At 70.0% G+C, this 18,213-nt stretch carries 18 protein-coding genes and 3 tRNA genes; 5 read left to right on the forward strand and 16 right to left on the reverse strand.

Going from position 1 to position 18,213, the window contains the following annotated elements:
- The first annotated feature begins 49 nt into the window (after positions 1-49).
- From metC to ACFSC0_RS16885, 3 genes are all read left to right on the forward strand, one after another.
- Positions 50-1,213, forward strand: a complete 1,164-nt coding sequence (gene metC, locus ACFSC0_RS16875; RefSeq protein ID WP_377282033.1) for a cystathionine beta-lyase — start codon at positions 50-52, stop codon at positions 1,211-1,213.
- 81 nt (positions 1,214-1,294) lie between these two features.
- Entirely contained in the window at positions 1,295-2,401 is a 1,107-nt protein-coding gene (locus ACFSC0_RS16880) for a phosphatase PAP2 family protein (RefSeq protein WP_377282034.1), read from the forward strand.
- 97 nt (positions 2,402-2,498) lie between these two features.
- Complete coding sequence (locus tag ACFSC0_RS16885; protein ID WP_377282035.1) at positions 2,499-3,362, forward strand: alpha/beta fold hydrolase; 864 nt, start codon at positions 2,499-2,501, stop codon at positions 3,360-3,362.
- A gap of 30 nt (positions 3,363-3,392) precedes the next feature.
- Here the strand turns inward: ACFSC0_RS16885 and ACFSC0_RS16890 are convergent.
- From ACFSC0_RS16890 to ACFSC0_RS16945, 12 genes are all read right to left on the reverse strand, one after another.
- A tRNA-Arg gene (locus ACFSC0_RS16890) sits at positions 3,393-3,469 on the reverse strand.
- Positions 3,470-3,476: 7 nt separating this feature from the next.
- Positions 3,477-3,782, reverse strand: coding sequence for an ETC complex I subunit (locus tag ACFSC0_RS16895; protein ID WP_377282036.1), 306 nt, complete (start codon positions 3,780-3,782; stop codon positions 3,477-3,479).
- 29 nt (positions 3,783-3,811) lie between these two features.
- A tRNA-Pro gene (locus ACFSC0_RS16900) sits at positions 3,812-3,888 on the reverse strand.
- 58 nt (positions 3,889-3,946) lie between these two features.
- A complete protein-coding gene (locus tag ACFSC0_RS16905; RefSeq protein ID WP_377282037.1) occupies positions 3,947-4,372 on the reverse strand; it encodes a PaaI family thioesterase in 426 nt (141 codons plus the stop codon).
- Positions 4,365-4,844 (reverse strand): DUF192 domain-containing protein, encoded by a 480-nt coding sequence (locus ACFSC0_RS16910; protein ID WP_377282038.1) that lies wholly within the window; start codon positions 4,842-4,844, stop codon positions 4,365-4,367. The genes ACFSC0_RS16905 and ACFSC0_RS16910 overlap by 8 nt, the downstream gene beginning before the upstream one ends.
- 27 nt (positions 4,845-4,871) lie before the next feature.
- Positions 4,872-5,462: a cold-shock protein gene (locus ACFSC0_RS16915; protein ID WP_377282039.1), complete on the reverse strand. Its 591-nt coding sequence runs from the start codon at positions 5,460-5,462 to the stop codon at positions 4,872-4,874.
- A gap of 143 nt (positions 5,463-5,605) precedes the next feature.
- Positions 5,606-5,680, reverse strand: a tRNA-Glu gene (locus ACFSC0_RS16920).
- Positions 5,681-5,743: 63 nt separating this feature from the next.
- The gene (recJ, locus tag ACFSC0_RS16925; RefSeq protein WP_377282040.1) at positions 5,744-7,534 is read right to left on the reverse strand and encodes a single-stranded-DNA-specific exonuclease RecJ; all 1,791 of its coding nucleotides are present in this window, start codon (positions 7,532-7,534) and stop codon (positions 5,744-5,746) included.
- A gap of 139 nt (positions 7,535-7,673) precedes the next feature.
- Complete coding sequence (gene glpX / locus ACFSC0_RS16930) at positions 7,674-8,627, reverse strand: class II fructose-bisphosphatase (protein ID WP_377282041.1); 954 nt, start codon at positions 8,625-8,627, stop codon at positions 7,674-7,676.
- A 59-nt stretch (positions 8,628-8,686) separates the two neighbouring features.
- Positions 8,687-9,988: a homoserine dehydrogenase gene (locus ACFSC0_RS16935; RefSeq protein WP_377282042.1), complete on the reverse strand. Its 1,302-nt coding sequence runs from the start codon at positions 9,986-9,988 to the stop codon at positions 8,687-8,689.
- On the reverse strand, positions 9,985-11,205 hold the full coding sequence (locus tag ACFSC0_RS16940; protein ID WP_377282043.1) for an LL-diaminopimelate aminotransferase: 1,221 nt from the start codon (positions 11,203-11,205) through the stop codon (positions 9,985-9,987). The genes ACFSC0_RS16935 and ACFSC0_RS16940 overlap by 4 nt, the downstream gene beginning before the upstream one ends.
- A gap of 119 nt (positions 11,206-11,324) precedes the next feature.
- Positions 11,325-11,759: a hypothetical protein gene (locus ACFSC0_RS16945; protein ID WP_377282044.1), complete on the reverse strand. Its 435-nt coding sequence runs from the start codon at positions 11,757-11,759 to the stop codon at positions 11,325-11,327.
- Positions 11,760-12,207: 448 nt separating this feature from the next.
- On the opposite strand from ACFSC0_RS16945, the gene phaC reads away from it, so the two are divergent.
- On the forward strand, positions 12,208-13,926 hold the full coding sequence (gene phaC, locus ACFSC0_RS16950; RefSeq protein ID WP_377282281.1) for a class I poly(R)-hydroxyalkanoic acid synthase: 1,719 nt from the start codon (positions 12,208-12,210) through the stop codon (positions 13,924-13,926).
- A 38-nt stretch (positions 13,927-13,964) separates the two neighbouring features.
- On the opposite strand, the gene msrB is transcribed toward phaC, so the two are convergent.
- The 4 genes from msrB to rplM all read right to left on the reverse strand — a co-directional run bounded on the left by msrB (position 13,965) and on the right by rplM (position 16,527).
- Complete coding sequence (gene msrB, locus ACFSC0_RS16955) at positions 13,965-14,444, reverse strand: peptide-methionine (R)-S-oxide reductase MsrB (RefSeq protein WP_377282045.1); 480 nt, start codon at positions 14,442-14,444, stop codon at positions 13,965-13,967.
- A 45-nt stretch (positions 14,445-14,489) separates the two neighbouring features.
- Entirely contained in the window at positions 14,490-15,467 is a 978-nt protein-coding gene (argC, locus tag ACFSC0_RS16960; RefSeq protein ID WP_377282046.1) for an N-acetyl-gamma-glutamyl-phosphate reductase, read from the reverse strand.
- Positions 15,468-15,576: 109 nt separating this feature from the next.
- The gene (rpsI, locus tag ACFSC0_RS16965) at positions 15,577-16,047 is read right to left on the reverse strand and encodes a 30S ribosomal protein S9 (protein ID WP_377282047.1); all 471 of its coding nucleotides are present in this window, start codon (positions 16,045-16,047) and stop codon (positions 15,577-15,579) included.
- Between the two features lie 6 nt (positions 16,048-16,053).
- Positions 16,054-16,527, reverse strand: a complete 474-nt coding sequence (rplM, locus tag ACFSC0_RS16970; RefSeq protein WP_377282048.1) for a 50S ribosomal protein L13 — start codon at positions 16,525-16,527, stop codon at positions 16,054-16,056.
- A gap of 228 nt (positions 16,528-16,755) precedes the next feature.
- Here rplM and ACFSC0_RS16975 point away from each other — a divergent pair, with 228 nt between their 5' ends.
- Complete coding sequence (locus tag ACFSC0_RS16975) at positions 16,756-18,168, forward strand: alkaline phosphatase PhoX (RefSeq protein WP_377282049.1); 1,413 nt, start codon at positions 16,756-16,758, stop codon at positions 18,166-18,168.
- Positions 18,169-18,213 lie beyond the last annotated feature (45 nt).

Below are 18,213 nucleotides of genomic sequence, written 5' to 3' on the forward strand. Positions count from 1 at the left end.
CTTGCTGGAGCTTCAGTTTCACCCGCATAAGGCGCCGGCCTCAACCCGCATGGACGAAGAAACCCGCCTCATTCGCGCCGGCCAGCAGGCGGGGCCGCTGGCCAAAACGGTCGGCCCGCCCATCCAGAAGGGCTCGACGGTCCTCCTGCCCAACGCCGCGGCCCTCTACGACGACGACGCCTTCGTCACCTACGGCCGCAAGGGCCTGGCGGCCCAGGAGGGTCTGATCGACGCCCTGAGCCAGCTCGAGGGCGCGGCCGGGACCTGCCTCTACCCCTCCGGCCTCGCCGCCCTGACCGGGGCCATGCTGGCGGTGCTGAAGGCCGGCGACGAGGTGCTGGTCGCCGACTGCGTCTACAATCCGACCCGCCGGTTCTGCGACCAGGTGCTGACCCGCTTCGGCGTCGCGGTCCGCTACTTCGATCCCCTCCAGCCGCCCGAGGCGCTGGTGGGCGAGGCCTCCGAGAAGGTCCGGCTGATCGTGCTGGAGTCGCCGGGGTCCCTGACCTTCGAGATGCAGGACCTGGCGCGCATCGCCGAGCTCGCCCGGGCGCGGGACATCCTGACCCTGGCCGACAACACCTGGGGCGCCGGCTACCTCTTCAAGCCGATCGCCCAGGGGATCGACCTCAGCGTCCAGGCGCTGACCAAGTACGTCGGCGGCCACTCGGACGTGTTCATGGGTTCGGTCTCGGCGCGGACCGAGGCGCTGGCCCGCAAGCTGGACGACGGCGTCGTCCACCTGGGCTGGGCGGTCGCGCCGGAGGACGCCTACCAGATGCTGCGGGGGCTCCGGACCCTGCCCACCCGGCTCGAGCGGCAGGGCGCCAGCGCCCTGAAGGTGGCCGCCTGGCTGAAGGCCCAGGACGAGGTGGCGCAGGTGCTGTTCCCGGCCCTGCCCGGCGCGCCGCACCACCACCTGTGGAAGCGCGACTATCGCGGCGCCTGCGGCCTGTTCAGCTTCGTCCTGAAGCCTGGGCCGGCCCGCGCCGTCGACGCCCTGCTGGACGTGCTCACCCTGTTCGGGCTCGGCTTCTCCTGGGGCGGGTTCGAGAGCCTGGCCATCGCCTGCGATCACCAGCTGCGCAAGCGAAAGCACCGCAGGGACTACGGCGGCCCGGTGGTGCGCCTGCACATCGGCCTCGAGCACCCCGACGACCTGATCGCCGACCTGCGCATCGGGCTCGACGCCTACCGCCGGGCCTGCGGCTGACGGCGCATTAACCACGCCGGTTAAGCATCCTTTGGCCCGCGGCCGTTAAGCCTCCCTCAGGTTGAAGGGGGCTTCACCGACATGAGCGACGCACCGACCGGCATGGGCGCGCGCACGGGCGCGCTGGAAGCGCTGCTCGGCGGCGGCCGGGCTCGCACCTTCGGCCAGGCCGTCTGGCGCGAACTCGCCGCGGACCGCATCCTCTACCTGCTGATCGGCCTCTATGGCCTGGTGGCGCTGGCCCTGGCCGCTACGGCTGGCGTGCTGGGACAGGTGAACCTGCTGACCTACATGCCCGTCTGGACGCAGGCGATCGCCAGCGCGCTGCTCCTCTACATCGTGGTCGTCGAAGCGCCCCGGTCCATCCGCGCCGCCCCGGCCGCCCCGATGACCCATCTCATCGGGCGCACCGCAGAGCTGGTCACGCCGCGGCTGGTCAGCGGCGTGCTGCTGATGTTCGCCGTAGGCCTGTTCATGGGCGTCTTCACCACGGTGAAGACCATGCTGCCGCAGTTCGCCACCTTCTCCTGGGATCGCCCGTTCGCCGAGCTCGACGCACTGATCTTCGGCGGCGTCGACCCATGGCGTCTGCTGCACCCGGTGATGGGGCATGTGGCGGTAAGCAAGGTGGTGGAGTTCTGCTACGCCGGCGTGTGGATGCTGACCGTCTGCGCCGCGCCCGCCTGGGCCGCGATGTCGCCGCGCATGGCCCACCAGCGCCACCGGTTCCTGATCACCTACTTCCTTTGCTGGATCCTGCTCGGAAACGTGATGGCGGGGATCTTCTTCTCCGCCGGCCCCTGCTTCTACGAGCAGGTCACCGGAGACGGGGCCCGCTATGCGGAGCTGATCGCCTACCACGCCTCCACGCCCCAGGACGTCCGCTCGGCCTACGCCCTGCAGCAGTGGCTGTGGGAGGTGCAGAGCGAAGGCCGCATGCACGTCGGCAGCGGAATCTCGGCCTTCCCGAGCCTGCATGTGGCGATGGCCACCCTGGCCGCCATCGCGGGCTTCACGGTGAACCGCTGGATGGGCGCGCTGGGCATCGCCTGGATCGCGCTGATCTTCGCCGGATCCATCCATCTCGGCTGGCACTACGCCGTCGACGGGCTGGCCTCGATTGTCGGTGTGGTGCTGATCTGGCTCGCCCTGAGACCCCTTCAGCGCACCGCGCCGGCCCAGCCCTGAGGGCGGGACGCTCGACCCGCGCCCGGAACAGGGTGATGTCCCCGGTTGTTGGACGGCGAGCCCAGGGGGCTGATCTTCGCTCGCCCGCAGGTCCGACATGCCTGACAGTCCGGCCCTTCAGAACTTGCGCCTCTCCGGCGGAACGGAACTCGCCTACCGGACGGCTGGGGACAGCCGCCGCGGCGCGCTCATCCTGCTGCACGGCCTTCCCAACTCGTCCCGCAATTTCCGTCACGTGATTGAACCGCTGTGGCGCTCGGCGTTCGTCGTCGCGCCCGACTTCCCAGGATTCGGCGATTCCGAGCCCCTGCCCAACGCCACATTCGCCGGGTTCGCCGACGCCATCGAGGAACTGCTCTCGCACCTGGGCGTCGAGCAGCGCGTCATCTACCTGCACGACTTCGGCGCGCCCGTCGGACTGCAGCTTGCCATGCGTGCGCCCCACCGGGTCCGCGGGCTGATCGTCCAGAACGCCAATGCGCACCAGTCCGGCATGGACGCGCAGTGGGCGGCCACGAAGGAATTCTGGGCTGCCCCGACCCCCGAGAACGAGGCGGCCGCCACCGCCCATCTCAGCTTCGAGGGCACGCGCGACACCTACATTCGCGGGGCGCCGCCCGACGTCGTGGCGCGGATGGATCCCCGGCAGTGGGAGGAGGACTGGCGCGTCATGCGCCTGCCCGGCCGGATGGAGACGCAGCGCAGCCTGCTTGTCGACTATGGACGGTACGTCGCCCAGTTCGACGAGATCGCGGCCTATCTGAAGGCCCATCGGCCGCCGGCGCTGATGGTCTGGGGCCGGCACGACGCCTTCTTCCACATCGCCGAAGTCCAGTCCTGGCTGGCGGACCTGCCGCGAATGGAGGCGCACATCCTGGACGGCGCGCACCTCCTGCTGGAGACCCACGGGGCCAAGGCGGCGGCCCTGATCGGGGACTTCCTGGAGAGCTTGCCCGCGTAAAGGCGGCGGCGCCTGCCGACGGAACCCGCCTGGCGCGCCCGGCAGGACTCGAACCTGCAACCGTCCGCTTAGAAGGCGGATGCTCTATCCGGTTGAGCTACGGGCGCGGAGGCGTCAGTGCGTCCAGGGGATCTTGCGCCCGAAGGCGAAGTTGTCGGCATAGGCCTTGATGATCTTCTTGGCCGGCTTGGGGTCGATCAGTTGGAAGGAGATGCCGTGCGCCTGGGCGTAGGCGACCGCCTCCTCCTTGGTGTCGAAGGTCAGCCGCAGCTGTCCCTGGGTGTCGGTCGTTTGGGTCCAGCCCATCAGCTTGTCGGGACGGCGCGCGGTCTGCGGCTCGAACTCCAGCACCCATTCCTGGGTGCGCGCCTTGCCGGACTGCATGGCGGTTTTCGACGGACGATAGATGCGCGCGAGCATGAAACCTAAAACCCTTCCCTCGCCGGCGCTGGTCGGGGCGGCGTGATTCGAACACGCGACCCTCTGCTCCCAAAGCAGATGCGCTACCAGGCTGCGCTACGCCCCGAAGAGGAGCGCCGACGAGGCGCTCTCTTGCCATGCGCCGGGCCGGCTCGCAACGCGGCCTAACGCAGCCGCGGTTTCATCAGCTTGAAGACGCCCGTGGCGCGGACCACGTCGCGCGTCCCGACGAAGGCCCGCCCCTCGGCGAAGGCCACCTCGGCCGTAGCGCGGGTCAACCTGGCCTCGCCGATCACCCACTCGCCGGTGCGGGCCATGTGCAGGAAGTCCACCGACAGGTGGATGGTCACCGCCGGCCGCTCGGCCCCGCGGAACACCGCCGCCGCCAGCAGGCCGTCCAGGAAGGCGGTCAGCATGCCGCCGTGCACCAGGCCCATGCCGTTGGTGTGCCGGTGCTCGGCGAAGAAGGCGTGCTGGACGTGCTGGTCTGTCAGCCGATGGAAGATCGGCCCGTTGACGGTGCTGAACGGCCCTCGCCCGTTTGAGGCCTTGAACCCTTCCGGCGGCGCCGGGACCTCGCCCTCAGCCACGCGGGAAGGTCCGGTGGACGATGCGGTCGCCGGGCAGGACGCCCAATTGCCTCGCCCGCCCGCCGGCGATCTCCAGCACCGCCAGCACCGGCCCGCCGGAGGGCACCGGCGTCTCATCCAGCGGCGTCGTCTCGTGGGCGATGGAGCGGATCGTGCCGTCCCTGCGGACGAAGATCATGTCCAGCGGGATCAGGGTGTTGCGCATCCAGAACGCGACCGGCCGCTCGCTGGGAAAGATGAACAGCATGCCGCGGTCGGGCGCCAGCGAGCGGCGGTGCATCAGTCCGCGGTTCCGCTCGGCGTCGTCGTCGGCGATCTCGACCTTGAACCGGTGGCGGCCGGCCTGGGTGACGATCTCCAGGCTCTCGAGCTCGGTGCGGGTCTGGCCCGTCGCCTGCCAGGCGCAGCCGGAAAGCAGGACCGCGCCGCCGAGCGCCAGCGCGCGCCTGCGGCCGATGTCCAGGTCAGACAAGGTGAGACTCCGAGCTAGGTTGGCGCTTTAGGCCAGACCTACCGGTTCGATCTCGGCGACCACAAGCCCTTTCGGGCCGTCGGCGAAGCGCACCATCACGTCGTCGCCGGGCTGCAGGTCGTCGATGCCCGAGCGGCGCAGGGTCTCGATATGGACGAAGATGTCGCCCGGCTCGTGATCGCGCACCACGAAGCCGTAGCCCTTGGCCCGGTTGAACCACTTCACCTTGGCCCGTTCGAGAGGGCCGGTGGCCTGCAGCGGCCGACGCGGCGGGCGGGCGGAGACGAAGCCCTCGCGACGGAGGCTCTCGGCGTCCGGCCGGCGGCGCTCGGCGGGCGGCGGCGCCGCGCTCTCGTCGATCTCGACGACCTCGCACACCTGCCAGCCCTTGGGACGGCGAACGACGTCGCAGACGATGACGGCGCCTTCCAGGGCGCTCTCGCGGCCCGAGTTGCGCAGGCTCGTCACGTGCAGCAGGACGTCCTTGAGCTCGGTCTTCGCCGGGTCGTCGGGGACGATGAAACCGTACCCCTTGCCGGCGTCGAACCACTTCACGCGCCCGCTGATCCGCACGGCTTCAGCCTGCGCGCTTCCCCCTTCGATTTCCAAACTCGCCATATGCCCCTCTGGCCAGTCCCCCCTGTCCCCAACCAGGACGGGCCAACTATAACACTGTTATGGTATATGGTTAGCCGTCAATGGGAGTTTTCGCGGCGGATGCTGTGATCCCGCGAGGTCCGGCCAAATCGAGAGGCGCCGCGTGGCAGTCCCTAGGGGAGTCGAACCCCTCTCTCCAGGTTGAAAACCTGGCGTCCTAACCGATAGACGAAGGGACCGTCCGACGCGGAGGCCGGCTGTATATAAGCCTTGTTTGGGCTGCGCAAGACGCCTGTGACACCCTATGCGCGGCGAGGATCGGCGGCGTCCTCGATCTCCAATTCGACGCCTTCGCGACCCTGCCAGTCGTCGGGCTTCAACTTGCCCACCACGTGGACGGAGCCGCCCTCCGCCAGCAGCCTGCGGCCGAGCTCGGTGTCCTCGGCCCGCCAGCAGACCGCCTTCAGCTTGCCGCCGGAGGAATCGGTCAGCGTCACCCGCACATGCCCGCCGCGCAGGGCCATCGGCCGCTCGATTCGGACATCGGCGGCGGCGAACACCGGCTCGGGGTTGCCGGGCCCGAACGGGGCCAGCTGCTGGAACTCGGCCAGCAGGCTGCGCTGGGCGCCCCGGGTGGTGATCAGCGCGTCCACCTCCAGCCCGTCCTCGGCCGCGGCGCTCTCCTCGGCCAGCTTCTCGTTCAGGAACTCGCGCAGTTCGGGCAGCGCCTCCGGCCGCACCGACAGGCCGGCCGCCATGGCGTGGCCGCCGCCGGCCAGCAGCAGCCCCGCCTCGTAGGCCGCCTGCACCGCGACGCCGAGGTTGATGCCCGGCTGCGAGCGGCCCGAGCCCTTGCCGACGTTGGCGGCCCGGTCGACGCCGACCACGATCGCCGGCTTGCGGTAGCGCTCCCGCAGCCGCCCGGCGACGATGCCGATGACGCCCGGATGCCAGTCGTCGGCCGCGACCAACAGCAGCGGCGAATCGGCCTGGTTGCTCTCCTGCTCGACGATGCGGATCGCCGCCTCCAGCACCTCGCGCTCCACCTCCTTGCGCGAGGCGTTGAGGGCGTCGAGCTCCGCCGCCAGCGCCTGGGCCTCGGCGGGATCGTCGGTGGAGAGCAGGCGCGCGCCGAGGTCCGAGCGGCCGATTCGCCCGCCGGCGTTGATCCGCGGCCCCAGGATGAAGCCGGCGTGGAAGGTCGAAGCCGGGCCCTGGCTCTTGGCGACGTCCAGCAGCGCCTTGAGGCCCGGGTTGCGCCACGCCGACATCACCTTCAGTCCCTGGGCGGCCAGCGCCCGGTTGAAGCCGACCAGCTGGGTGACGTCGCAGATCGCCCCCAGCGCGGCTAGGTCGAGCCACTGGCGCAGGTCGGGCTCGGGACGGCCCTCGAAGAGGCCGCGCCGCCGCGCCTCGCGGTTCAGGGCGGCCAGCAGCACGAAGGTCACCCCCGCCGCGGCCAGACACCCCTGCCCCGAAGCGCAGTCGGGCCGGTTGGGATTCACCAGGGCCGCGACCTTTGGGATGTCGCCGCGCATCAGGTGGTGGTCGATCACCACCACCTCGAGGCCGATCTCGGCGGCGCAGGCGATGGCGTCGTGGGCCGCCGCGCCGCAGTCCATGGTCACCACCAGCTCGGCGCCCTCGGCGCGCAGGCGGCGGAAGGCGGCCGGGGACGGGCCATAGCCTTCGGTCATCCGGTCGGGGATGTAGATGGGCAGTTCCTTGCCCATGGCGCGGAACCAGCGGACCAGCTGGGCGGCGCTGGAGGCGCCGTCCACGTCGTAGTCGGCGAACACCGTCACCGGCCGGTCGCGGACCAGCGCGTCCACCAGGATCTCGGCGGCCAGGTCCATGTCATGGAAGCTGGAGGGGTTCGGGAAGAGCGCTTTGAGCGTCGGGTTCAGATAGGTCTCGCCCGCGTCGGCCCCGATCCCGCGCGAGGCCAGCGCCCGGGCCAGCGGCTCGGACAGCCCCAGGCTCAGCTGATGGCGGCGCACCAGCTCCGGGTCGGCCGGCCGCTCGCGCCAGACCCGCCCCGACAGCGAGCGGGTGACGCCGAGATAGCCAGAAACGCCGCTTCCGTCCGCCATCAGCCCCTCCCCTTCGAAGGGCGCACTATCGGCCTCTTCCGCGCCGAGTCGCCAGGGCCGAGGGTCGCATGGTGGGGATTCGGTACGTCGGAAACGGACATGCCCCTACCTCCCGCCGCTTCGCGGGGGAGGTAAGGAACTAGACCGGCCGCTTCATGCGCACTTCGCGGACCGTGCGGGTCGCCGAATTCATCACCAGCGTATGGGTATGGACGAAACCGCCGGAGAGGCGCACGCCATCCAGCAGGGCGCCCTTGGTGACGCCGGTGGCGGCGAAGATGGCGTCGGCGCGGACCATCTCGTGCAGGTCGTACTTCTTGTCGAGCTCGGTGATCCCGCAGCGCTCGGCCCGGGCCCGCTCGTCGGCGTTGCGGAACACCAGCCGGCCCTGGAACTGGCCGCCGACGCACTTCAGCGCCGCGCAGGCCAGCACGCCCTCGGGCGCCCCGCCGGAGCCCACGTACATGTCGATGCCGGTCTCGGGATCGGCGGTGTTGATCACGCCGGCCACGTCGCCGTCGGTGATCAGGTGCACCCGCGCGCCCACCGAGCGCAGCGAGGCCATGATCTCGGCGTGCCGCGGCCGGTCGAGCACGCAGACGGTGATCTCGGAGGGATCGCAGCCCTTGGCCTTGGCCAGCGCCTTGACGTTGTCGGCCGGCGAGGCGTCGAGGTCGATCACCCCGGCCGGGTAGCCCGGGCCGCAGGCGATCTTGTCCATGTAGGTGTCGGGGGCGTTCAGCAGCGTGCCCTTGGGCGCCCAGGCCATCACGGCAAGCGCGTTGGCCATCGCCTTTGCGGTGAGCGTGGTGCCTTCCAGCGGATCGAGGGCGATGTCGATCGCCGGGCCTTTGCCGCGGCCGACCTTCTCGCCGATGTAGAGCATCGGCGCCTCGTCCCGCTCGCCCTCGCCGATGACGATCTCGCCTTCGATGTCGAGGTCGTTCAGCGCCGTGCGCATGGCGTCCACGGCGGCCTGGTCGGCGGCCTTCTCGTCGCCCCGGCCCACCAGCTTCCAGGCGGCGATGGCGGCGATCTCGGTCACGCGGACGGCGTCGAGCACCAGGCCGCGGTCGAGGGTCTCAGAACTCATCAAAGGGTCTCCCACCCAACTCCTGCGCGGCCCCGCAGGGCCCGGCGCGTACCCAAACCTCAGATGCGCGCGATGCGCAACAGCCGCGGCCGGTCGATCACCGCCGGCAGGCCGGCGATCTTGTCGATGGCCGAGATCAGCACCGACTCGGCGACCGCGTGGGTGGTCAGCACGATCGGCACCCCGCCGGCGTCCTCCACCGGCTTCTGCAGGAAGCTCTCGATGGAGACCCCCGCCTCGGCCAGCGTCTCCGACACCGCCGCGATCACGCCCGGCTCGTCGCGGACGAGGAACCGCATGTAGGCCCGGCTGACGCTCTTGCGCGGATCCACGGGCGTGAAGGGGGCGAGCGACTTGGCCGGCCCCTGGAACACCGGCCGCGTGGCGGCGGTCATCACGTCGGCGATGTCGGCCGCGACGGCCGCCGCCGTCGGGCCCGAGCCGGCGCCCGGCCCTTGGATGAAGATCCGGCCGATCCGCGTGCCCTCGATGAATAAGGCGTTGAGCGCCCCGCCGGCCTGCGCCAGCGGATGATTCAGCGGCGCCAGCGAGGGGTGCACCCGCACCAGCACGCCGTCCGGCGAGCGGTCGGCCGAGGCCACCAGCTTGATCCGGTAGCCGAGGTCCTTGGCCATGCGGATGTCGAGGATGTCGATCTGGTCGATGCCCTCGATCTCGGCGGCGGCGTAGTTGGGCGCGCAGCCGAAGGCGAGCGCGGCGAGGATGGAGATCTTGTGGGCCGCGTCGAAGCCGCCGACGTCCATGGTCGGGTCGGCCTCGGCGTAGCCCAGCCGCTGGGCGTCGGCCAGGACGTCCGCGAACGGGCGGCCGGAGGCCTCCATCTCGGTCAGGATGTAGTTGCAGGTGCCGTTGAGGATGCCGGCCAGGCTCTTCACGTCGTCGCCGACCATCGCCTCGCGCAGCATCTTCACGGCCGGGGTGCCGCCCATAACCGCCGCCTCGAACAGCAGCGGAACGCCCTGCGCTTCGGCCAGGGCCGCGAGCTCGGCGCCGTGTTCGGCGATCAGCGCCTTGTTGGCGGTGACCACGGGCTTGCCCGCCTTCAGGGCCGTCTCCACCGCGACCTTGGCCGGCCCGTCCGAACCGCCGATCAGCTCGACGAAAATGTCGTTGTCCGGCGAGGCGGCGAGCTGGGCCGCATCGTCGAACCAGGGCAGGTTGGAGATGTCCACCGGCCGCTGGCGCGACTTCGAGCGCGCCGAGACGCCGGTGACGACCGCCCGCCCGCCGGCCGGGGCGAAGTCCGGCTGCTCCGACAGGAAGTTCAGCAGGCCCGCCCCGACGGTGCCGAGGCCTGCGACGCCGACCCGCCAGGTCCGCTTGTCCCCCTGCCCGCTCATTTGGCCGGCACGCTGTTGTGGGCCCGCTCGAGGATCTCGTCGGCGTTGGCCAGGAAGCGGCGCACGTTGCGCGCCGCCTGCCGGATCCGGTGCTCGTTCTCCACAAGTCCGATGCGCACGTAGCCCTCCCCGTATTCTCCGAAGGCGACGCCGGGCGAGACCGCCACCCCCGCCTCCTCGATCAGCAGCTTGGAAAACAGCATGGAGCCGGCCTCGCGGAACTTCTCCGGCACCGGCGCCCAGGCGAACATCGAGGCGGGCGGCGCCGGGATGTCCCAGCCGGCCCGCTGCATGGCGCTGACCAGGCAGTCGCGGCGGCCCTTGTAGATCGCCCGGATGTCGGCGACGCAGTCCTGCGGCCCGTTCAGCGCCGCGGCGGCGGCGACCTGGATCGGCGTGTAGGCGCCGTAGTCGAGGTAGGACTTCACCCGCGCCAGGGCCGAGCACATCCGCTCGTTGCCGACCACCATCCCGACCCGCCAGCCGGCCATGGCGTAGGTCTTCGACAGCGAATTGACCTCGACGGCGATCTCCTTGGCGCCCTCCACCTGCAGGATGGACGGCGGCGGGTTGTCGTCGAAGTAGATCTCCGAATAGGCGATGTCCGACAGCACCAGCATGTCGTGTTTGCGGGCGAGCTTGATGACCTCCTTGTAGAACTCGAGGTCCACCCACTGCGCTGTCGGGTTGGAGGGATAGCTGACGATCAGCACGTTCGGCGGCGGCGCCGAATAGGTCACCGCCCGGCTGATGCCCGACAGGTACTCCTCAGGCGACAGGGCCGGCACGTGGCGGATCACCCCGCCGGCCATGATGAAGCCGTAGGCGTGGATGGGATAGGCCGGGTTCGGGCAGATGATCACGTCGCCCGGGGCGGTCAGGGCCTGGGCGAGGTTGGCGAAGCCCTCCTTCGAGCCCAGGGTGGCGATCACCTCGGTGTCGGGATTGAGCTTCACGCCGAAACGACGGTCGTAGTAGCCGGCCATCGCCTTGCGCAGGCCGGTGATGCCCTTGGAGGCCGAATAGCGGCCGGCCTTCGGATCGCGGGCGGTCTCGACCAGCTTGTCGACGATGTGCTTGGGCGTCGGCATGTCGGGATTGCCCATGCCGAAGTCGATGATGTCGACGCCCTGGCCGCGAAGCTTCGCCTTGAGGCGGTTCACCTCCTCGAAGACGTACGGCGGAAGGCGTCGGATACGGTGGAATTCCGGGGTCATTTTTCAGGAGCTCGGGCCGCGAGTCGCTCTGCGGCGGTTGGGAGCTTGAGGTCGCGCATGGATAGACTCCGGTCGGGAGTCCGCCAAGCAGGTTGAGCGTTTCAGCCTCCGCGGGGCGCCTAGCGGGCCGGCGGAGGCGGGGTAGCTCGCTCCCGCTGCTCCCGGGCGAAGGTTTCGGTGTCGCCCCCGGCGCGCTCGGAGACCGGCTCATCGCCCACCGCCGCCTGCGCCTGGGCGGCGAAGCTCTCGGTGTTCTGCAGGGTCCAGGTCTCGGGCGCAGTCTGGCGAGCCAGCTCCTGCCCGACGCCCTGGACCTCGGCCGTCGCGCTCGCCCAGGCCCTCACGGGCCGCTCGTCGGTCGGCTTCTTCGGAATCTCAGAGAACCGCGGATAGGGGCGCTTGGTGTTGGCGATCGCCGTCACCTCCTTCGCCACGGGGGAAGCCGGGTCCACCGGCGCGTTGGCCATCGGATTGGACACGCACGCGCCGAGCGTCGCCGCCGCGCCCATGCACAGCAACAGTCGAAGGCTCTTCGCTTTTTCGCCGGCTTTCACCAAATCACCTGCGTACGCGTTCATCTGGTCGCAGGTCTTATGCCATGATGAGGGAAGGCGGAAGAGCGCGCACGGCCTGGCGCGCCAAGGAGCGGACATGAGCGATCAGCTGTCGCCGGCGACCAAGACCAAGGGCAAGTCCGCGGCCGGGGCCAGGAAGGGCTCCGACAAGGCGGTGAAGAAGGCCGAGAAGAAGGCCAGGACCGTCACCGCCGCGCCTCCGCCGGAGGACCTGGTGATGGCCAGCGCCGCCCAGGCGCCCGAGGTGGCCGTCGCCCCCGGGACCGCCGCCGCCGAGGCGGTGGCCGCCCACGCCCCGTTCGCCGCCGCCGCCGGGACGGCGTCCGCCGCGCCGAGCGACGGGCCCGCCGCCCTCGCCGGCCAGCTGCTGTCGCCGGAACAGCGCGAGACGCTGGAGAAGCTGTCGCTGAACCTCGCCCGCGCGGCGATGACCGCCCAGGGCGCCATCGCCGAGGCGGCGCTCCGGCAGGCCGACCGCCCGGCGGCCCTGTCGCCCGACCCGTTCCACGTCGCCCCGGCCCTGACCCAGGTGCTGGGCAGCCTCGCCGCGCAACCCGACCGGCTGATCCGCGCCCAGGCCGACCTCTACACCCGCTACATGGACCTGTGGGCCTCGGTCTCCCGGCGGGCCATGGGCGTGGAGGCCGAGCCGGTCGCCAGCCCGCCCAAGGGCGACAAGCGGTTCGCCGATCCGGAGTGGACCGAGAACCCGGTGTTCGACGCCATCAAGCAGTCCTACCTGGTCACCTCCGACTGGCTGAACAGCCTTATCGCCGAGACCGAAGGCGTCGATCCTATCGAGAAGCGCCGCGTCGAGTTCTTCATGAAGATGCTCACCGACGCCTTCTCGCCGTCGAACTTCCTGCTCTCCAACCCGGTGGCCCTGCGCGAGGCGATGAGCTCGGGCGGCGAGAGCCTGGTCAAGGGGATGGAGAACTTCGCCGCCGACCTGGCCCGCGGCGGCGGCCAGCTGGCCATCGCCCAGACCGACTACGAGATGTTCCGCATCGGCGAGAACGTCGCCACCGCGCCGGGCAAGGTGGTCTTCCAGACCGAGCTCTTCCAGCTGCTGCAGTACACCCCGACCACGAAGACGCAGCACGAGATCCCGCTGCTGATCTTCCCGCCCTGGATCAACAAGTTCTACATCCTGGACCTTAGGCCCGAGAACTCGATGATCCGCTGGCTGACCGACCAGGGCTTCAGCGTGTTCGTGGTCTCCTGGGTCAACCCTGACCAGCGGATGGCCGAGAAGACCTTCGAGAACTACATGTTCGAGGGGATCTACACCGCGGTCGAGGCGGTCTGCCGCCAGTGCGACGTGGAGAAGGTCAACACCGTCGGCTACTGCATCGGCGGCACCCTGCTCTCCTGCGCCCTCGCCCACATGGCGGCCGTCGGCTACGAGAAGGTGAACTCGGCCACCTTCTTCGCCGCCCAGCAGGACTTCTCCGAGGCCGGCGACCTCTTGATCTTCACCAACGAGGACTGGCTGAAGGACCTCGAGCGCAAGATGGACGCCGAGGGCGGCGTGCTTTCCGGCCAGACCATGGCCGACACCTTCAACGCCCTGCGCGCCAACGACCTGATCTGGTCGTTCTTCGTGAACAACTACCTGATGGGCAAGGAGCCCAGGCCCTTCGACCTCCTGTTCTGGAATTCCGACCAGACCCGGATGCCGAAGGCGCTGCACCTCTTCTACCTGCGCAAATTCTACGGCGAGAACGCCCTGGCCAAGGGCGAGCTGGAGCTGGCCGGCGTGAAGCTCGACCTCTCCAAGGTGAAGACTCCGATCTATGTGCAGTCCTCGAAGGAGGACCACATCGCCCCCGCCCGCAGCGTCTTCAAGGGCGCCAAGCTGTTCGGCGGGCCGGTGACCTTCACCCTCGCCGGCTCGGGCCACATCGCCGGCGTGGTCAACGCCCCCGTCGCCAAGAAGTACCAGCACTGGACGCTCGACCACCTGCCCGACCGGCTGGAGGACTGGCAGGGCGCCGCGGCCGAGGCGCCCGGCTCCTGGTGGCCGCATTGGGCGCAGTGGCTGAAGGCCCGCTCCGGCGAACAGGTCCCCGCCCGCGACCCCGCCAACGGCCGCTTCACGCCGATCGAAGATGCGCCGGGCAGCTATGTGAAGGTGAAGTCGTAGGTCCCCACAACCCGTTGAGCGGTGGGGCGTGCGGGGCCTTATGCCGTCACGAACCTCAGCGCCACGCCGTTGTTGCAGTAGCGTAGGCCGGTGGGCCGCGGCCCGTCGGGGAAGACGTGGCCCTGGTGTCCCAGGCAGCGGGCGCAGTGGTACTCCTTGCGCGGGACGCCGATCTTGTAGTCCATCTTCACCCCGACCGCGTCCTTGATCACGGTGTAGAAGCTCGGCCAGCCGGTGCCGGACTCGAACTTCCACTCGGACTTGAACAGCGGCAGGGCGCAGCCGGCGCAGACGTAGGTCCCCCGGCGCTTCTCCCGGTTCAGCGGACTGGTCCCGGCCCGTTCGGTGTCCTCGTGGCGCAGCACGCGATAGGCCGTCGGCGAGAGACGCTTCTTCCACTCGGCGTCGGAGATCTTGCGGAACGGCGAGTTCGCGTGCGGATCGGCGGCCGCCAGCGCCGGACCGCAGCCGGCGAGCGCGGCGGTCGACACCAGAAAGGCGCGCCGATCGAGGAGCATAGAGCGCAGTTTACTCCTCCCTCCCCGCCAAGGGGAGGGAAAGCGCTAGAGCCCTTCGCCCTCGTCCAGACCGAGCATCAGGTTGAGGTTCTGCACCGCCGCGCCGGACGCGCCCTTGCCGAGGTTGTCGAGCAGGGCCACGAGCCGGGCCTGGCCGACGTCCTCGTTGGCGAAGACGAACAGGCGCATGCGGTTGGTGCCGTTCAGCGCCTCCGGGTCGAGCCGGGCGACGTAGCCGGCGGCCCCCGCCCTCTCCTTCTGCAGCTCGGCGCATTCGGAAGGGCTGGCGACCTCCACGAACCGCTCCCCCTCGTAGGCCGCGGCCAGCGCGGCCAGCAGGTCCGCTGCAGTGGGACGGCCCGGCAGCAGCGACAGGTGCAGCGGCACCTCGACGATCATCCCCTGGGCGTAGCGGCCGACGGCCGGCGCGAACACCGGCGGGGCGGCGATCCCGGTGTTGGCCACCATCTCGGGCAGATGCTTGTGGGCCAGGGTCAGGCCGTAGATCCGGTGGGCGTCGCGCGTGCCGGACGCCGGCTCGGCCTCCATCTCGGCGATCAGGCCCTTGCCGCCGCCGGTGTAGCCGGAGACGCCGTGGGCCGTGAGCGGATAGTCCTTCGGCAGAAGGCCGGCCTCGACCAGCGGCCGCACCAGGGCGATGAAGCCGGTGGGCCAGCAGCCCGGGTTGGCCACCCGCGTCGCATTGCGGATCTCGTCCCGCTGCGTGCGGCTCTTTTCCGGGAAGCCGTAGGTCCAGCCCGGCGCGGTCCGGAACGCGGTCGAGGCGTCGATGACCCGCACGGAGTTGGAGGTGATCATCGAGACCGCCTCGCGGGAGGCGTCGTCCGGCAGGCAGAGCACGACGGCGTCGGCCGCGTTCAGCAGCTCGGCGCGGGCCTCGGCATCCTTCCGCCGTTCCGGGTCGATGGAGAGGATCTCGAGATCGCGCCGGCCGGCGAGCCGGTCGCGGATCTGCAGGCCCGTGGTGCCCGCCTCGCCGTCGATGAAAACCGTGTGGGTCATGTCGCGATCCTCCCGCCCGGATGTAGGGCGGCGTCCAGCCAGCCGAAATAGAGAAAGGGCGCTCCGGTCTCCCGAAGCGCCCTTTCCGACACGCGAAATCTCGCGCGCGTCAGCGCTTCGAGAACTGGAAGCTGCGTCGGGCCTTGGCCTTGCCGTACTTCTTCCGCTCGACGACCCGCGGGTCGCGCGTCAGGAAGCCGTGCGGCTTCAGCACCGCCCGGAGTTCCGGCTCGTAGTAGGTCAGCGCCTTGGCGAGGCCGTGGCGCACGGCGCCGGCCTGGCCGGAAAGGCCCGAGCCGGTGACGGTCACTTCGACGTCGAACTGGCCGAGGCGGTCGGCGACCTGCAGCGGCTGGGCGATCATCATGCGCAGCACGGGCCGCGCGAAGTAGATCTCCTGGTCCCGGCCGTTGATGGTGATCTGGCCCTTGCCCGGCTTGATCCACACGCGGGCGATGGCGTTCTTCCGCTTGCCGGTGGCGTAGCTGCGGCCGAACTGGTCGCGGACCGGCTCGCGCGGGGCGGCTTCCGGTTGGGAGGAGAGGCTCTGGAGGGCCTCGAAACCTTGGGTCTCGCTCATGGGGCCTTACGCGCTCCGCACGTTCTTGGCGTTCAGGTCGGCGAACGCGATGGTCTCGGGGTTCTGGGCGGCGTGCGGATGCTCAGCGCCCGTGTAGATGCGAAGGTGGGTCAGCTGCTTGCGCGCCAGGGGGCTTTCCTTGGGCAGCATGCGCTCGACGGCCTTCTCCAGGATCCGCTCGGGGTACTTGCCGCCGAGGATCTTGTCCGCGGAGCGTTCCTTGATCCCGCCGGGATAGCCGGTGTGCCAGTAGTAGACCTTGTCGGTCAGCTTCTTGCCGGTGAACTTCACCTTGTCGGCGTTGACGACGACGACCATGTCGCCGCAGTCGACGTGCGGGGTGTAGTCCGGGCGGTGCTTGCCGCGAAGGCGGTTGGCGATGAACGCCGCGAGACGGCCGACAACGGCGTTCTCGGCGTCGATCACGATCCACTTCTTCTCGACGTCGGCGGGCTTCAGGGAAGCCGTCGTCTTCATCATGGGTCTTAAGGTCCGAATGCTGGGACGGCGGAGGCCCGCCGTGACATGAGCGCGCGGCATTACGCACCCGGCCGCGCCCTGTCAACACTATGCGCGCAACTTCCCTCCCGCGCATTGAAAATACAAGAGAAAAACATTGCGGTAAAATGATACCGCGTCATCCGCCCGTCATGCAGCCATGCTTTGCGTCGAGGTGACACGCCCAAGCCCGCCGACTACTGAGAGCCCATGCCAACGACCCGTCGAGGATTCATCGCCGGCGCCGCCGTCAGCGCCGCCTTTGCCGGCTATGCGCTGCGCGCCGGGGCCCAGGCCGCCGCGCCGGACACCTACCGCAACGAGGTGTTCGGCTACGGGCCGCTGAGGAAGGACCCCAACGGCATCTTCGACCTGCCCGAGGGCTTCGCCTACCGGGTGGTCTCCCAGGCCGGGGAGACCATGGACGACGGCCTCTACGTCCCCCACAAGGCCGACGGCATGGCCTGCGTCCCGCTCGGCGGCTCCCGCGTGGCGCTGCTGCGCAACCACGAACTGAAGGCCACCGACATCAACTTCGGTCCGGCTGGCGTCGGGCGGCGGCTGATCGACAGGATCGACAAGTCCAAGGCCTTCGACCTCGACGCGGACGGCCATCCCCTCCCCGGCGGCGTCACCACCATCGTCTACGACGTGGCCCGGCGCCGGCGCGTCAGCCAGCACCTCAGCCTGACCGGCACCGCGGTGAACTGCGCGGGCGGCGCCACCCCGTGGGGCTCGTGGCTGTCATGCGAGGAGAACATCCAGCAGGCCGGGACCGGCGTCGGCAAGAACCACGGCTGGGTGTTCGAAGTGCCCGCCCGGGCCCGCGGCCTGGTGGAGGCGCGCCCGCTCACCGGCCTCGGCCGCTTCCAGCACGAGGCGGCGGCCATCGATCCGCGGACCGGCGTCGTCTACCTCACCGAGGACAGCTTCGATCACCTGGGCCTCTTCTACCGGTTCCTGCCCAACGACCGCCGGCGGCTGGAAGCGGGCGGGCGGCTGCAGGCGCTCGGTCTTCGCGAAGCGCCCGAAGGCTGCGACGTGCGCAATTTCAAGGGCCAGCCGGTCACCTGGCGGCCGGGCGAGGTCAAGGAGGCGGTCTGGATCGACGTCGAGGGGCCGGACAACCCGGACGGGGACCTGCGGCTGCGCGGCCACAAGGCCGGGGCCGCCTTCGTCGGCCGGGGCGAAGGCGTCTTCTTCGGCCACGACGCGGTCTACTTCACCTGCACCTCGTCGGGGCCCAGTCAGAACGGGCAGATCCTGCGCTACGTCCCGAGCCCGCACGAGGGCCAACCGGGCGAGAAGGATGAGCCCGGGCGGCTGCACCTGTTCGTCGAACCGGCCGACGACAAGGTGCTCGACTTCGCCGACAACCTGGCCATCGCCCCTTGGGGGCACATCTACGCCTGCGAGGACCGCTACTCCGAAACCGACCGCAACCACCTGAAGGCGCTGACGCCGGAGGGCAAGGTCTATACGGTCGGGCGCAACGTCTTCGAGGGCAACGCCGAGCTCGCCGGCGTCTGCTTCTCGCCGGACGGCTCCACCTGCTTCGTGAACATCTACTGGCCCGGCATCACCCTGGCGATCACCGGGCCGTGGGCGAGCTTCCGGGCCTGAGCCAAGCGCCGCCCTACCTGCCCGGCGCAGCGGCGGGAGGCAGGC

Source organism: Phenylobacterium terrae (genome assembly GCF_042681205.1).
Classification (GTDB): Bacteria; Pseudomonadota; Alphaproteobacteria; order Caulobacterales; family Caulobacteraceae; genus Phenylobacterium; species Phenylobacterium terrae.

Excerpts from the sequence above, each read along its gene's own strand:
- ACFSC0_RS16895 (WP_377282036.1), bottom strand. The coding sequence starts at position 3,782 with ATGCTCGCGCGCATCTATCGTCCGTCGAAAACCGCCATGCAGTCCGGC.
- ACFSC0_RS16940 (WP_377282043.1), bottom strand. The coding sequence starts at position 11,205 with ATGACCCCGGAATTCCACCGTATCCGACGCCTTCCGCCGTACGTCTTC.
- argC (WP_377282046.1), bottom strand. The coding sequence starts at position 15,467 with ATGACCCACACGGTTTTCATCGACGGCGAGGCGGGCACCACGGGCCTG.
- rplM (WP_377282048.1), bottom strand. The coding sequence starts at position 16,527 with ATGATGAAGACGACGGCTTCCCTGAAGCCCGCCGACGTCGAGAAGAAG.
- rpsI (WP_377282047.1), bottom strand. The coding sequence starts at position 16,047 with ATGAGCGAGACCCAAGGTTTCGAGGCCCTCCAGAGCCTCTCCTCCCAA.
- ACFSC0_RS16935 (WP_377282042.1), bottom strand. The coding sequence starts at position 9,988 with ATGAGCGGGCAGGGGGACAAGCGGACCTGGCGGGTCGGCGTCGCAGGC.
- ACFSC0_RS16915 (WP_377282039.1), bottom strand. The coding sequence starts at position 5,462 with ATGGCGAGTTTGGAAATCGAAGGGGGAAGCGCGCAGGCTGAAGCCGTG.
- ACFSC0_RS16885 (WP_377282035.1), top strand. The coding sequence starts at position 2,499 with ATGCCTGACAGTCCGGCCCTTCAGAACTTGCGCCTCTCCGGCGGAACG.
- metC (WP_377282033.1), top strand. The coding sequence starts at position 50 with ATGGACGAAGAAACCCGCCTCATTCGCGCCGGCCAGCAGGCGGGGCCG.
- recJ (WP_377282040.1), bottom strand. The coding sequence starts at position 7,534 with ATGGCGGACGGAAGCGGCGTTTCTGGCTATCTCGGCGTCACCCGCTCG.
- ACFSC0_RS16975 (WP_377282049.1), top strand. The coding sequence starts at position 16,756 with ATGCCAACGACCCGTCGAGGATTCATCGCCGGCGCCGCCGTCAGCGCC.
- ACFSC0_RS16880 (WP_377282034.1), top strand. The coding sequence starts at position 1,295 with ATGAGCGACGCACCGACCGGCATGGGCGCGCGCACGGGCGCGCTGGAA.
- msrB (WP_377282045.1), bottom strand. The coding sequence starts at position 14,444 with ATGCTCCTCGATCGGCGCGCCTTTCTGGTGTCGACCGCCGCGCTCGCC.
- glpX (WP_377282041.1), bottom strand. The coding sequence starts at position 8,627 with ATGAGTTCTGAGACCCTCGACCGCGGCCTGGTGCTCGACGCCGTCCGC.
- phaC (WP_377282281.1), top strand. The coding sequence starts at position 12,208 with ATGACCGCCCAGGGCGCCATCGCCGAGGCGGCGCTCCGGCAGGCCGAC.